Origin of the sequence: Photorhabdus heterorhabditis, assembly GCF_001280945.1 — a bacterium.
In the GTDB taxonomy this organism is placed as follows: Bacteria; Pseudomonadota; Gammaproteobacteria; order Enterobacterales; family Enterobacteriaceae; genus Photorhabdus; species Photorhabdus heterorhabditis.
Genome location: NZ_LJCS01000008.1, coordinates 49,070 through 64,444, shown reverse-complemented (window position 1 = coordinate 64,444; position 15,375 = coordinate 49,070). Strand labels below are relative to the sequence as shown.

Sequence of the window (15,375 nt, the reverse complement as noted above, 5' to 3'; positions counted from 1 at the left end):
GTGAACGTATTGCTATCTTCTACTACCAGTTCCAACGATTACGCCCATAATAATCAGGCGCTGGATTGCATCGTCTATGTGGGGAAACAATTTCATAAATCAGCCACAGTCGATCAACTTCAACACAGCCTTGGTTTTGATTCTCTCTATCTGAGTGATTTACAACTACGTGAAGCCGCCGACACCATCGGACTGCACAGTAAAATTGAACGCTTAACTGCCAATACCGGACCAACTTTGCCCTTACCCGCATTGATCGAACTGGAGCAACAGTGGTGGGTGCTTATTGAAATCAATAACGCCAATATGACAGTTCTCGATCCTGTTACTGAGCAAATACGGTTACTCTCTTTACCCGATGATACCAAAGAAAATTTATATAAAATTCTTTTGATCGCAGATCAGGAATTAATTAAAAAGCATATCAAATTCAGCTTGAATTGGTTTTATCCCTCAATTTTCCGGCAGAAAAATCAAATAAGAGATCTGTTTTTATTTGCTATTGTTCTTCAACTCTTTGCACTGATCAGCCCAATTCTGTTTGAGAACATCATCGATAAGGTGTTGGTAGGACGAAGTTTATCCAGTCTTCATGTATTAGGTATGGCTATGCTCGCCATTGCCCTTGCAGAACCTTTATATAGCTTTATGCGCAATACTGTCTTTGGGCATATGGCAAGCCAGATAAATTCTGAACTATCCGGGAGATTATATCGTCATCTGACAGGTTTACCGTTGCAATATTTTAAACAACGACAAACAGGGCAGATCATTGCCAGAGTCAGAGAAATGTCACAAATCCGCCAGTTCTTGACCGGTTCTACTTTGATGCTGTTACTGGATCTCATCTTTGTCATCATGTTTATTGGCATTATGTTTTATTATGCCTGGATACTGACCTGGATTGTCATTGGTTCACTCTTCGTTTATTTCGTACTCTGGATAATTGCCGGACCGGTTATTCGTCGCAAGGTAGAAGCAGAATATGAAAGTGATGCCAATGCAACAAGTTTTCTGACTGAAGCCGTCACAGGGATTGAAACCATTAAAACAACCGCCACTGAAAACCGTTTTTTACATCAGTGGCAACGCATTCTCAGCCAACAGTTAACGAAAAGCTTCGCAGCACAGAAAAGTGGTCTAATCGCCGGACAGGGAATCGATTTTGTCCAAAAATTTACCGCAGCCATCCTCTTATGGTGGGGAGTAACCGAAGTCTTACGTGGTGAACTGACCCCTGGGCAGCTCATTGCTTTTAATATGCTTGCCGGACATGTCACCCAACCTATCCTCCGGCTCGCACAAGTTTGGCAGGATTTTCAACATACATTAATCGCCCTGAAACGTGTGGGTGATATTCTTGATGAGCCGATGGAAAACAGTAAACAGGGGCTGGCTTCCGTACCTGAGCTGGAAGGCCAGATTGAATTCAGAAATATCCGTTTCCGCTATCATGATGACACGCCGGAAGTGCTGGCAAACCTTTCGTTATCCATAAAATCCGGCGAATTTATTGGTATAACAGGGCCATCTGGTTCAGGTAAAAGTACTCTTACCCGTTTGTTACAAAGACTCTATGTACCTCAACATGGGCAAGTTCTGGTCGATGGTATGGATTTAGCCATTGCTGATCCCGTCTCTTTACGCCGCAATATGAGTGTTGTACTCCAGGAAAGTATTTTGTTTTCCGGTAGCATCACCGATAACATCCGGCTATGTAAACCCAACGCAACCGATGAAGAAGTCTATCGAGCAGCTGAGTTATCCGGTGCTATTGAATTTATTCAATCTCTTCCTCACGGTTTTGCACATCCAGTCGGAGAAAAGGGTTCAAATCTCTCTGGCGGTCAAAGACAGAGAATCGCATTGGCAAGGGCACTTCTCGTCAACCCAACTATTCTGATCCTCGATGAAGCTACCTCCGCACTAGACTATGAATCCGAAGCGGCAATCATGGCAAATATGGATGAAATATGCCGCAATAGAACAGTCATTAGCATAGCTCACAGACTCAATACCATTCGCCATGCCGATAAAATTTGTGTGTTAGATCAGGGACAAATCGTCGAATTTGCTTCACATGACCAACTGCTTCAGCAAGGAGGTTTATACGCTCATTTATGGAATCAGCAAGTTGGCAAAAGCTAAGTTGTAACAATCCAGCTTAATTTCCAACAAGAAATATACCCTATGGATTTCAAGATGCATCGCGGCGGCAAGGGAACGAATCCCCGAGAGCATAGATAACTATGTGACCGGGGTGAGTGAGTGCAGCCAACAAAGAAGCAACTTGAAAGATGACGGGTATAGATGAATTTTGGCCCAAACTGTATCTATTTCTATACTATTTGTTTCAAAAAACAATAGAATGTAACTAAATTATTTAAATTGTAACAGTCAGTTATTAATATATTAGGTAAATCAAATACCTTTATACCTCTTAATTTTTAAGTTGGAGAATTCTTATGGACAGGAATCCAGTTTCTTTAAGCGCTTTAGTATTTTCAGGAGGATCTCTGACTTCTATTACCGGCCCGATAGAAATCCTAACCACTGCCGCTCATTTAGCCGGAGCACCAGAGCCAGAAATAAATATCGTCACACCGGATAATCAAGATGCTGTTGGGCTGGGAGGAGTACGGTTAAAACCCAATAAACTTATCGGAGAAATTAAACAAACAGATATTGTGCTCGTTGGTTCAATTGGAATCCCCTACAACAACTTGGATTCTTGTACCCAGGAAACCTTAGATTGGCTTCAAATGATGGAAGAAAAAAATATTCCTATTGTTTCTATTTGCTCTGGCTCCTTTGTCCTGGCTAAAGCTAATTTGCTCAATAATCGCAAAGCCACCACACACTGGCTGCTTACCAACTTATTTAAGGATATGTTTCCGCAAGTGCAGTTACATTCGGAAATAAAAGTCACCAGCGATAACAATATTTTCTGTACTTCCGGTACCTATGAATACAATGATGTAATGATGCACATTGTCGAGCAGATATATGGTCAAAATACCAGAGAAACCTGTAGCCAACTAATATTTGGTGATATGGAAGGCGCTCCTCCACATACTCTGGCAAGTTTTGTACCCTACCGCCAACATTCAGACACGCTAATCCACAAGCTACAGGATTGGATGCATTCCTCCCCATCAGACATATTATCTGTTGGCGATTTAGCAAACAAAATTCACCTGTGCGAAAGGCAAATGAAGCGACGTTTTAAAACCGCGACCGGCCAGACACCGATTCAATATATCCAGCAAATCCGGTTATCTCTGGCGAAATGCCGGTTAGAAAAATCAAATAAAACCATAGAAGAGATTAGTCATGAAGTTGGCTATGAAGATACTCGCTATTTTAGAGAGTTATTTAAGAAACTTAATGGGTTAACACCGATAGAATACCGTAGAAAATACCAGTACCGCTAAAGCGGGTACTCATTGACAATCTTTTGCAGATAAACAATTACACTGCTTTTTATCTTTGTCAGGCAGTAGCGATACATTGGAAGCTGGGGTATCATGGCGTGCTATATTTTATGGTATACGCCCTTTATTAATTGAATTTATGGCAAAAGAACAAATGGACCGCACCACTCTGGATTTGTTCGCAAATGAACGCAGACCGGGGCGCCCAAAAACCAACCCACTTTCCAGGGATGAACAGCTTAAAGTCAATAAACGTAATCAGCTTCGCCGTGATAAGGTACGAGGCTTGCGTCGTGTGGAGCTGAAAATAAATGCTGACGCAGTAGATGCACTGAACTTTCTTGCACAACAACGCAATATCAGCCGCAGTGAACTCATTGAGCAAATTCTGCTAGCCCAGCTAGCAGAAAGTGACATCACTGCATCATAGTATTGAAAGCACAGCACCACACAAATTTGACAGAATTGTCCTTGCTGTTTGGTCAAAATAGGGCTTTATTTTTTTATTAATGCAATCAGAAACTTTCTGCTGATTTCGACATTTTATATACGTATATCTCAAACAGAAATACACAGATAAAACAAGAGGTTATATCATTTCATGGCAATTATAGGTATATTCTTTGGCAGCGATACTGGCAATACAGAAAATATTGCCAAAAAGATCCAGAAAATTCTGGGTTCTGACGTTGCTGAAGTCCATGATATTGCCAAAAGCAGCAAAGAAGATATCGAACAGTTCGATATTCTGCTGCTAGGCATCCCTACCTGGTACTACGGTGAAGCACAGTGTGACTGGGATGATTTCTTCCCGACTCTGGAAGAGATCAATTTTGACGGGAAATTGGTCGCCCTTTTTGGTTGTGGTGATCAAGAGGATTACGCAGAGTATTTCTGTGATGCCATGGGAACTATCCGTGACATTATTGAACCTCGCGGAGCCATCATCGTCGGTCACTGGCCAACCGAAGGTTATCACTTCGAGGAATCAAAAGGTCTGGCTGATGATAACCACTTCATCGGACTTGCTATCGATGAAGACCGCCAACCAGAGTTAACAGACGAACGAGTCAATTCCTGGACCAAACAGATCCGTGAAGAGATGAGTTTGTCAGAAATTCTTGGAGAATAATCGCCTACCTCAGTAGGCGTTTATTGGTGCTAACCATTCTTATCAATGGTGAACACGGACAGCGTGCAAAATTTGGAGTGTACACGCGTATTGGGGCACATTGCTTTTCTCACCCTGCGAGCCGCGTGCAGTTCTATCAAAAGCTATCGCTTTTGCCAGAACACAACACTGCCCAGATTCGCTTTTTATGATGAAGAATGGCAAATAAAATGACCGAATAGAATAGACCCAATAGATTTCAAGTTGCAGGGCGGCGGCAAGTGAACGCATCCAACAAAGCAGCATCTTGAAAGATGAAGGGTATAGACGGTAAAGCTATTCCAGCGTTTTACAAATGATTATTCTGGCAAAATGTGTAATGATAGTTATGGTTAACGTGGTTTTCATTTTCATTAGCCATGCCTATAATCATAATCTGATAACTAACTGGTACTTTTTGAAGTATCGCTACTTTCACTTTACTGAGTAACAGGACTGAATCCGCATGACCGACAACAATAAGGCATTAAAAGATGCTGGACTTAAAGTAACACTTCCTCGTCTGAAAATACTGGAAGTATTACAAGATCCTGAATACCACCACGTCAGTGCGGAAGATCTCTACAAGAAACTGATTGATAACAGTGAAGAGATTGGCCTTGCTACTGTCTATCGCGTGTTGAATCAGTTTGATGACGCCGGGATTGTCACCCGTCATAATTTCGAAGGTGGCAAATCGGTTTTTGAACTCACTCAACAACATCATCACGACCATTTAATCTGCTTGGATTGTGGTAGAGTCATTGAATTCAGTGACAAATATATCGAAAAACGCCAGAAGAATATTGCTGAACGTTATGGGATTAAACTCTCAAACCACAGCCTTTACCTATATGGTCACTGTTCTGCTGGTAATTGCCGCGAAGATAGTAGTGCACATGACGAGAAGTAATTCACTCCTGATCCGCTAACTTTTATCATAGAAAGGAACCCATCAGGGTTCCCTTCTTACTTGATATCACATAATCATGCCTTTACATTATCAATCCGGCTGTAACGTTTACCATCTGGGCTAACAGAACGGATTAACACATCACCTTTCACCTTCGGGCGTTTATGATTGTCATAAATTTTCCAACTATTACCGCCATCAGTTGAATACTGGATTACCAGCCCCGGCAGAGCAATATTGGCCCTCAGAACACCGTATTTTACTTTGGCCCCTGGAACCGGTAAGCGGTAAGCAATACCTGCTCTATCCAGTTTGACAAGTTCGCGTTGCCCTATCAGGTTAGCGAACCGTGTCCAGTCACGGTTAAGTGCATCAATATCGACTCTATATGTTTCACCTTTCTTATATTCCTTGCCTGGAACATAATCTTGTTCCCAACCAGCACGGTGCCACGCCCGCTCTGCCAGCGGTAACAAACGCGGAAAAAGCATATATTCCATCTGCTCATCAGTTCGGACTGTTTCACTCCATCCCTGACCTGAAAGCCCATAAGCGCCCGGCCATGGTTTATCACTTTTCGCACTAAAGACATTACCATCACGGTCAACGGAAGTTTCAGCATTTTGCGGCATATTATTTGGCGCAAAACTAAAAATCTTGGCTTCATCATTAAAACGGGTGGCCCAATAATATCCCCGCTCCTGCGGATGCACTTCATATGGCATATCCAAATAGACATAATCTGGGTTGGATACGATCACTTCATATCCTTTATTCGCCCAATCATTGATTGAATCAAAACCACCCCAGTAGAGAGCATCCCAGAAATTTACACCAACGCGTTTGGTTGCAAAATCTTTAACGCTAGTAGCATGCTTTAATCCATCCTGCCACGCCTGCATCCTGTCGATACCATTGGCATTCACAATCTTACTTACTTCAATTGCGAAATAACTAGCAAGATGCTCAACATCTTTCACAATGCCTTGTTCTACCATCTTCTGGCAAACTTGAGATTTAGCCCATGGCTTATCTTCTATACTCTTATCGATGATACCTTTACCCGGTTCTATAGGACCATTTTTATCCTGAAAACCATCTCCCAAACGGATATTCTTCGCTTCATCACCGCCGAAATGCCAGGTTTCCAATGGTAAGCCAGCTGTTCTATGCATAGCAGCAACTTCACTAATGATTTTCTCAACAAATCGTTTTGAAGAATCCATACATGGGTTTAAATAACTACGACGATCATAGAGTTGAACGGATGTTGCCCGGGTCGTATCAGTTGGGTCCAGCAAGCGATATTCATTCGCCCCTTTTACATTCCCCTGAGCCATCAACTTGTTATAGCGAGCTTCCATAGAAACCACTGCGGCACGGGCATGAGCCGGCATATCAATTTCAGGAATAACTTCAATATAACGGGCTTTGGCATATTTCAGAATATCAATGTAGTCCTGACGACTGAAGAATCCGCTACCCATGTTGTTGTTATCAGGGCCAGAACCCAGTTGTGGTAACAAGCATTTGGTTTCACTCAAATCATGACAACGCTGACTACCCACTTCTGTCAACTCTGGCAATCCTGGGATTTCAAGACGCCAGCCTTCATCATCAGACAGATGGAAATGGAATTTATTCAGCTTGTAACTTGCCATTTGGTCAAGTAAACGCAAAACAGCCTGCTTACTGTGGAAATTACGTCCCACATCCAAGAGAGCACCACGATACTCAAAACGTGGAGCATCTTTTACCGTCAGAGTCGCAATCTTCCTGCTATCATCAGTAGGAATCAATGACAACAAAGACTGAAGACCGTAAAACACACCAGATTGGTCAAAAGCAACAATCTGGGCGCCATTCTGGGTAACATTCAGTCGGTAAGCACCTTTAACCTTCCAATCGTCAGTAAAATCTGAAGAAACAATCTGCGTCGCAACCAGATAGCCACCATTCTCTAATTTAATTCCCTGATCAGTAAAACGTTTTCTGACAAGAATAACCGCCTCGTCATTCAAACCACCTAGTTCCAGCCTGACACCTCTCGATAAATCGGCATCCTGTGCATAAATTTGAATCTCTCTTGGTGTCGGAATAATTTGCCCACGCAGATTTTCTGATCCTATTTTTTGGACCTGTAAATTCTTGGCATAACGATTCTCAGGGGTCATCAGAATATTGTTATCTGTTTTTATACGTTTCCACTGATCACCAGTGAAAGCAGATAAAAATTCTCTCAAATCTTCCGTATCCGTATTAACAAGTACTTTAGGTTTTGCATCACCTGACGTTGCATACCAACGGGGCAGAAAATCAGTGCTATAAATTTGCCAGTATTCTCCAGTAATAGGCAGTTTTATCTGCTGATTAGCTTTAATACCGGTGAATTTCTCAGTTGGTTCCAGTTTATGTAAGTCACCAGTGATGCGCGTGATTTTGAACTGCTCATTATCTACGTCCAGAACCTGGCGAATACTATGGAAATAAATCGCCCAGTCAGAAGAGTTAATCGCCTGATTACCATTTGTTAAAGTAATATCTACTCGGTTACAAGCGGCCCAATCTGCCCCCAGTACAGCACAATTAACACCATGACTTCCTGCCTGATTATCAATAACCTTATAATTAACTTTTAATTGACTCAGTGAATCAACCAACTGCTGCGCTGCATCCGTGGCATATGCAGACCCCATAAGTCCAACAGTTGCAGTTAATGCTGCTAGTGTACGCAATTTAAATTTCTTCATTGTTACCTCTTTCAAACGCAAAAGTTGTGTAAGGTAAGCCACCGCCCAGAAACGCTAAAGCAGCGACAAGGGACCCTATTAGAAGATAGTAAATGGCATGATGATGTTGAATTGAATCTCTCTTTCATTCGGAAAATATTGCTGAAACCACTATCACAATCTGGAAATATCCATGTGATTGTCATGCATAGCGTAATCCAATTTAGACACCATACTTGACCATAAAATTAATTCCTTTTTAACTATACCCTTCATCTTTCAAGTTGCTGCTTTGTTGGCTGCACTCACTCACCCCGGTCACATAGTTATCTATGCTCTCGGGGATTCGCTCCCTTGCCGCCGCGCTGCAATTTGAAATCTATTGGGTATAAAACCAATCATGCAAAAAAATGTGAAATAAAATCCCAACTGAAAAAAACTTAAAACTATTTAATAAACATATATACAGATTATTTTTCTCATCATGAATTATCAATAATAAAAAATGTTTTTTTTTGCATAACATGACAAAGAACACATTAATAAAAACACAATTAAAACTATATATGAAATTGATATTAAAATAAAAAATCATACAACACGGAAAATTTAATAATATAACAACCACATTAAAAAATAGCTTTTTCAATATAAATACTTTCCAACAAAAATAAATTAATAATTATTTATCAATGATAATTTTTTAGCAAAAATTCATTAACTTCAACTTATTTAATCTATTATAATGATGGATAATAAACTATAAAATCAAGAATAAGATAAAATTTATAAAATAAAAAAGCGTAACAATTAAATTGTCACGCTTTTTAAATACACCAGAATCTAATTAATCCTGAGAAATTTTTGCCCAAGTATCACGCAGGCCAACGGTACGGTTAAATACCAAATGTTCTGCACTAGAGTGGCCGCTATCAGCACAGAAATAACCTTCACGCTCAAACTGATAAGTCTCTTCTGACCTGGCATCAGCTAAACCTGGCTCCACAAATCCCTGACGAATTACCAGCGATTCAGGGTTAATAGCCGCCAGAAAATCATCTTCTGCGCCTGGGTTTGGCACACTGAACAGACGATCATACAAGCGGAATTCAGCAGGAACAGCATGAGTAGCACTAACCCAATGAATAACACCTTTCACTTTACGTCCGTCTGCCGGGTCTTTATTCAAAGTCTGCTCATCGTAACTGCAATAGATTGTCGTGATATTGCCGTCGGCATCTTTTTCAACACGTTCTGCTTTGATGATATAGGCATTACGCAAACGAACTTCTTTACCTAATACCAAACGCTTATATTGACGATTCGCTTCTTCACGGAAATCTGCCCGATCAATATAGATCTCACTGCTAAATGGCACTTCACGGCTACCCATCTCTGGTTTATTCGGATGATTAGGCATACTCAGAATCTGCCCTCCTTCTGGCCTATTTTCGATCACCAATTTAACTGGATCGAGAACAGCCATAGCGCGAGGTGCATTTTCATTCAGATCATCCCGAATACAGGATTCCAATGCGGCCATTTCCACATTATTGTCCTGCTTGGTGACACCGATACGACGGCAGAATTCACGAATGGAAGAAGCCGTATAACCACGACGACGCAATCCTGAGATAGTTGGCATACGTGGGTCATCCCAACCTTCAACAATCTTGTCAGTCACCAGCAGATTCAATTTACGCTTGGACATAACAGTGTATTCAAGATTCAGACGCGAGAATTCATACTGACGCGGATGACAATCAATTGTGATATTATCCAGCACCCAATCGTACAGGCGACGGTTATCCTGAAATTCCAGCGTACACAGCGAATGTGTAATACCTTCCAGCGCATCAGAAATACAGTGAGTAAAATCATACATCGGATAGATGCACCATTTATTACCGGACTGATGATGCTCTGCAAATTTAATACGATACAGAACCGGATCACGCATCACAATAAAGGGTGACGCCATGTCAATTTTGGCACGTAAGCAAGCTTTGCCTTCGCCAAACTCACCGGCGCGCATTTTTTCAAACAGAGCCAGATTTTCTTCAATACTGCGGTCACGATACGGGCTGTTTTTACCTGGCTCTTTCAACGTACCACGATATTCACGGATATCTTCCGGACTCAATTCATCAACATAAGCCAGACCTTTATTGATCAATTCAATCGCATACTGATACAACGTATCAAAATAATTGGAAGAGTAACGAATATCACCACTCCACTCAAAACCTAACCACTGAACGTCATTTTTAATAGAATCGACATACTCAACATCTTCTTTAACTGGGTTGGTATCGTCAAAACGCAAATTGCACTGCCCCTGGTAATCCTTTGCAATGCCAAAGTTCAGACAGATAGATTTCGCATGACCAATATGCAGATAGCCATTTGGCTCAGGGGGGAAACGGGTATGTACGGATGTATGTTTACCAATTGCCAAATCTTCGTCAATAATCTGACGAATAAAGTTCGTCGGGCGGGCATCTGCCTCACTCATTGTTTTTACCTCAATAATGCCAAAAACACGTCACATAACCGCCTATAATCCAACAAGCAGTGATGAGAAACAACCGTTTGTTCATGCAAAATCGCGATTCAGAGCAAAATTGAAACGAAAAATGGGAAGATTGGAACTCTCCCCATTATTCACTTTATTGAAAGTTTTTTAATAACGCTTAAAAATCTATTTGTTGTTTATCTCAGTATATCAAACAACTTTGTCTTTCCAGCTTCTACCGGACCTTTTGCCAGAATATTAACACCGATATAATCACCAATATTACTGACAATAACCGGACTAATCATAGATTTAGCATTAGCATTCAGATAATCAAGATCCAAATTCAGTACAGGCTCCCCAACTTTCACGATTGCGCCTTCATTCACCAATCGTTTAAAACCTTTACCATTTAGAGAAATCGTATCAATACCCAAATGGACAATCAATTCCACACCTTCCTCAGTTTCAATACAGAAAGCATGATTGGTATCGAAAATTTTCACAATCGTGCCAGACACTGGTGCAAGCACAATATTCGATGTTGGCTTGATAGCAATTCCATCACCGACAATTTTGCTAGAAAAAGCTTCATCAGGAACTTCTTTCAAATCAATTAGCTGACCACTGACTGGCGCAACCAGAGTTAGGAAAACCTCACCTTTATTTTCAACTTTCTTCTTTTTTAATATTGCCTCAGGTTGATGATTTTCAGTCACAGCCGCTATCGGCCCCTTTGCCAAAACATCACGCATGGCACTAGCAATCAATTCTGCTCGAGTACCAACAATAATTTGTACACTTTGTTTATTCAGACGAATAATACCGGAAGCACCAAGGTGTTTGACCAAACTGTCATTGACTTGATCAGCATTTTTTACAGATAGACGTAAACGAGTAATACAAGCATCGATACCCACCAAATTATCTGAACCACCAATTGCTGCAACATATTGATGAGCTTCCTTATGGATATCACCCGCTGCTACTTTACCATTTTCGTTCACATCAACATCATAGCCATCTGTTTCACCATCGGCGGCCAGTTCACGACCTGGAGTCATCAGGTTGAATTTCTTAATAGTAAATCTAAATACAGAATAGTACAGGAAGAAGAAAACCAAACCTTGCGGGATCAGCATGTACCAATGTGTCGCTAGTGGGTTACGGGAAGATAGCACCATATCCACTAAACCAGCACTGAAACCAAAACCAGCAATCCACTGCATCGTCGCTGCGATAAACACAGAAATACCTGTCAAGATCGCATGCAACACATAAAGCACCGGGGCAACAAACATGAAAGCGAATTCCAAAGGTTCAGTAATACCCGTGAAAAACGCAGCAAATGAACCCGCTATCATAATACCAGCAACTTTGACTCTATTTTCAGGACGTGCACAGTGATACATCGCTAATGCAGCACCAGGCAAACCAAACATCATAACGGGGAAGAAACCAGCCTGATAACGACCAGTAATACCCACAATTGCAGAGCCATCTACAATGGATTTCTGACCACCAAGGAAGTTAGGAATATCGTTAATACCAGCAACATCAAACCAGAATACAGAGTTCAGTGCATGATGCAGGCCAACAGGAATAAGCAAACGGTTGAAGAAGGCATAGATACCAGCACCTGTAGCACCGAGATCTTTAATACTTTCGCCAAAAGTTACCAATGCATTATAAACCACCGGCCATACATACATCAGGATAAAAGCAACCAAAATCATTAGGAAAGAGGTAAGGATCGGGACCAAACGGCGGCCACTGAAGAATGACAACGCTTTCGGCAGTTCAACACTACTAAAGCGGTTATACAACTCAGCAGATATCACACCAACCAAAATGCCAACAAATTGGTTATCAATTTTACTAAAGGCTTTTGGTACATCGTCAATCGGAATACCCAAGATCAGAGATACCGCTGCCGGAGAACAAAGCGTAGTTAACACTAAAAAACCGACAAAACCTGTCAGGGCTGCCGCACCATCCTTGTCTTTGGACATACCATAAGCGACACCAATAGCAAACAACGATGGCATATTCTTAATAATGGCTTCACCCGATTTAATCAGCAAAGCCGCCAATGCATTATCAGCTCCCCACCCTAGCGGGTCGATCCAGTAACCTATCCCCATTAGTATTGCAGCAGCAGGTAATGTAGCAACCGGCACCATCAATGCCCGGCCCACCCTTTGCAAATAATTCAGAATGTTCACATTACTCCCCCTTATTATCTTCAATTATTGGAGTTTTTTTACCGCTTATAAAATTAATCAATAAGAATATTTATTCTACAATTTTCAGTGTAGGAGATTTATTTTTCGTCGCAAATTAATTAATAACAAAATGTGATGATAGTCACTATATTATCCATAAATATGGTCAAAATGCTCGCTAACACACAAATCTTATTTTATTATGAAAAATATCTTACTCCGCATAGTGTCTCTGTTACTGAAAATGGTTTAATATCTTGTATATAGAAGATTAACTAACTGAATAATGTATAACGCTAAATATTTAATCACGATGATTTCTAAGAGGTATTTATGAGACTAATCCCCCTAACGAATGCAAGTGATGTTGGTAAATGGGCTGCACACTATATCGTTAGCAAAATCAATGCATTTAACCCAACCGCAGAACATCCTTTTATCTTGGGCCTGCCAACTGGCAGCACTCCCCTGGCAACTTATAAGGAATTGATTGCTCTGCACAAAGCAGGAGAGGTCAGTTTTAAATATGTCGTCACATTCAATATGGATGAATATGTAGGTATTGCTGAAGATCACCCGCAAAGCTATTACAGTTTTATGCATCAAAATTTCTTTGATCACATTGATATACAAAAAGAAAATATAAATTTACTCAACGGCAATGCACCTGATGTTGATGCAGAATGCCAACGTTATGAAGACAAAATTAAGTCTTATGGTCAAATTCATCTGTTTATGGGAGGCGTCGGTAATGACGGTCATATTGCTTTCAATGAACCCGCATCATCCTTAACTTCACGTACTCGCATTAAAACACTCACAGTAGAAACCCGCACTGCCAACTCCCGTTTCTTTGGTAATGATATTAATCAGGTACCTAAATATGCCCTGACGGTAGGAGTAGGCACACTAATGGATGCAAAAGAAATTATGATCCTGGCAACGGGTCTAAATAAAGCACAGGCAATTCAGGCTGCAATTGAAGGTAATATCAACCATATGTGGACGGTAAGCTGCCTGCAAATGCATCCTAAATCCATCATTGTCTGTGATGAACCCGCGACCATGGAATTGAAAGTAAAAACAGTCAAATATTTCCATCAATTAGAAGCAGATATTATCGGCAAATTTGCCAGCAAAAAATAAGAATCTACATCAGCCTAAAACCCATTTAGGCTGATTACATAGCAATCTCAATTTACATTCTCAATCATTAATCATCTCCCGATTCCATAGGAGGCTAAAATGTATGCTTTAACCAACTGCATTATATATACTGGTCATAATAGACTGGATAATCATGCAGTTATAATTACAGGCGACTTAATTAAACAAGTTTGCCCAACAGAAGTGTTACCCGAAAATATTGAAAAATGCGATCTGCATGGCGCAATCCTTTCCCCCGGTTTTATTGACCTGCAAGTTAATGGTTGCGGGGGTGTTCAGTTCAATGACCGGCTAGAAGATATTTCAGAAAAAACATTGGATATCATGCAAAAAGCCAATGAACGCTCAGGCTGCACCAGCTACTTACCAACACTCATTACAAGCACCGATGAACTGATGATCGCCGCTGTCGAAGCCATGCGCTCTTATCTGGCTAAACATCAGTATCAAGCATTGGGGCTGCATCTGGAAGGCCCTTACCTTAATCCGATAAAAAAAGGGACTCACAATCCAGAACTCATTCGTAAGCCTACACCTGAAATGATAAATTTCTTGTGCGATAACGCTGATGTCATCACTAAATTGACCCTCGCACCAGAAATGGTTGAGCAAAAATATATTCAGCAATTAGTAGAAGCAGGTATTGTGATTTCTGCTGGTCATTCAAATGCCAGTTATGAAGAGGCCCGGCAAGGATTCCAGAATGGAATTACCATCTCAACCCATCTCTATAACGCAATGCCCTATATTTCTGGCCGCCAACCTGGCCTGATTGGTGCTATCTTTGATACACCAGAAATTTACGCAAGTATTATTCCCGATGGTTTGCATGTCTTATGGCCAAACATCCGTAATGCCAAGCATCTAAAAAAAGATAAATTAATTCTGGTCACAGATGCCATACTTCCTGCCGGGCTGAATGTTTCCACCAATAAAATGGGGCACTTCACCTTTGCCGGTAAAACCATATATTATCGGGACGGATTATGTGTCGATGAAAACGGCACTTTAAGCGGTTCATCTATTACTATGATAGACGCCGTTAAAAATAGTGTTGAACACGTTGGTATTGCTCTGGATGAAGCTCTGAGGATGGCAACACTCTACCCTGCCCGCGCAATTGGTGTTGATAAATATATTGGTACCATTGAAACCGGTAAGATTGCTAACCTCACTGTTTTCAGTCATGACTTTAAAATCTGCAAAACCATTGTTAACGGAAAAGAAACTGATCTTTAATGG

The 15,375-nt window shown here is 41.0% G+C and carries 10 protein-coding genes; 7 read left to right on the top strand and 3 right to left on the bottom strand.

All coding sequences use genetic code 11. From position 1 onward, the window contains the following. The 5 genes from AM629_RS05115 to fur all read left to right on the top strand — a co-directional run bounded on the left by AM629_RS05115 (position 1) and on the right by fur (position 5,497). On the top strand, positions 1 to 2,148 hold the full coding sequence (locus tag AM629_RS05115; RefSeq protein ID WP_054476743.1) for a type I secretion system permease/ATPase: 2,148 nt from the start codon (positions 1 to 3) through the stop codon (positions 2,146 to 2,148). A gap of 317 nt (positions 2,149 to 2,465) precedes the next feature. Further along, a complete protein-coding gene (locus tag AM629_RS05110) occupies positions 2,466 to 3,434 on the top strand; it encodes a GlxA family transcriptional regulator (RefSeq protein ID WP_054476742.1) in 969 nt (322 codons plus the stop codon). A gap of 139 nt (positions 3,435 to 3,573) precedes the next feature. After that, a complete protein-coding gene (gene ybfE / locus AM629_RS05105) occupies positions 3,574 to 3,864 on the top strand; it encodes a LexA regulated protein (RefSeq protein ID WP_054476780.1) in 291 nt (96 codons plus the stop codon). Positions 3,865 to 4,035: 171 nt separating this feature from the next. Next, a complete protein-coding gene (fldA, locus tag AM629_RS05100; RefSeq protein WP_054476740.1) occupies positions 4,036 to 4,566 on the top strand; it encodes a flavodoxin FldA in 531 nt (176 codons plus the stop codon). 484 nt (positions 4,567 to 5,050) lie between these two features. Beyond that, complete coding sequence (gene fur / locus AM629_RS05090; RefSeq protein WP_054476736.1) at positions 5,051 to 5,497, top strand: ferric iron uptake transcriptional regulator; 447 nt, start codon at positions 5,051 to 5,053, stop codon at positions 5,495 to 5,497. A 74-nt stretch (positions 5,498 to 5,571) separates the two neighbouring features. Here fur and AM629_RS05085 read toward each other — a convergent pair whose 3' ends face one another. The 3 genes from AM629_RS05085 to nagE form a co-directional block, all read right to left on the bottom strand. Then, entirely contained in the window at positions 5,572 to 8,247 is a 2,676-nt protein-coding gene (locus tag AM629_RS05085; protein WP_054476735.1) for a beta-N-acetylhexosaminidase, read from the bottom strand. Positions 8,248 to 9,073: 826 nt separating this feature from the next. Further along, complete coding sequence (glnS, locus tag AM629_RS05080) at positions 9,074 to 10,741, bottom strand: glutamine--tRNA ligase (protein ID WP_054476733.1); 1,668 nt, start codon at positions 10,739 to 10,741, stop codon at positions 9,074 to 9,076. A gap of 197 nt (positions 10,742 to 10,938) precedes the next feature. Continuing rightward, on the bottom strand, positions 10,939 to 12,966 hold the full coding sequence (gene nagE / locus AM629_RS05075; protein WP_054476731.1) for an N-acetylglucosamine-specific PTS transporter subunit IIBC: 2,028 nt from the start codon (positions 12,964 to 12,966) through the stop codon (positions 10,939 to 10,941). Positions 12,967 to 13,299: 333 nt separating this feature from the next. Between nagE and nagB the strand changes: the two genes are divergently transcribed. Together nagB and nagA are read left to right on the top strand one after the other, a co-directional pair. After that, entirely contained in the window at positions 13,300 to 14,112 is an 813-nt protein-coding gene (nagB, locus tag AM629_RS05070) for a glucosamine-6-phosphate deaminase (protein ID WP_054476730.1), read from the top strand. Between the two features lie 99 nt (positions 14,113 to 14,211). Next, a complete protein-coding gene (gene nagA, locus AM629_RS05065; protein ID WP_054476728.1) occupies positions 14,212 to 15,372 on the top strand; it encodes an N-acetylglucosamine-6-phosphate deacetylase in 1,161 nt (386 codons plus the stop codon). Positions 15,373 to 15,375: the final 3 nt, after the last annotated feature.

Bases quoted from the DNA above. Each gene is read 5' to 3' on its own strand.
- AM629_RS05110 (WP_054476742.1), top strand. From the start codon at position 2,466: ATGGACAGGAATCCAGTTTCTTTAAGCGCTTTAGTATTTTCAGGAGGA.
- ybfE (WP_054476780.1), top strand. From the start codon at position 3,574: ATGGCAAAAGAACAAATGGACCGCACCACTCTGGATTTGTTCGCAAAT.
- fldA (WP_054476740.1), top strand. From the start codon at position 4,036: ATGGCAATTATAGGTATATTCTTTGGCAGCGATACTGGCAATACAGAA.
- fur (WP_054476736.1), top strand. From the start codon at position 5,051: ATGACCGACAACAATAAGGCATTAAAAGATGCTGGACTTAAAGTAACA.
- AM629_RS05085 (WP_054476735.1), bottom strand. From the start codon at position 8,247: ATGAAGAAATTTAAATTGCGTACACTAGCAGCATTAACTGCAACTGTT.
- glnS (WP_054476733.1), bottom strand. From the start codon at position 10,741: ATGAGTGAGGCAGATGCCCGCCCGACGAACTTTATTCGTCAGATTATT.
- nagB (WP_054476730.1), top strand. From the start codon at position 13,300: ATGAGACTAATCCCCCTAACGAATGCAAGTGATGTTGGTAAATGGGCT.
- nagA (WP_054476728.1), top strand. From the start codon at position 14,212: ATGTATGCTTTAACCAACTGCATTATATATACTGGTCATAATAGACTG.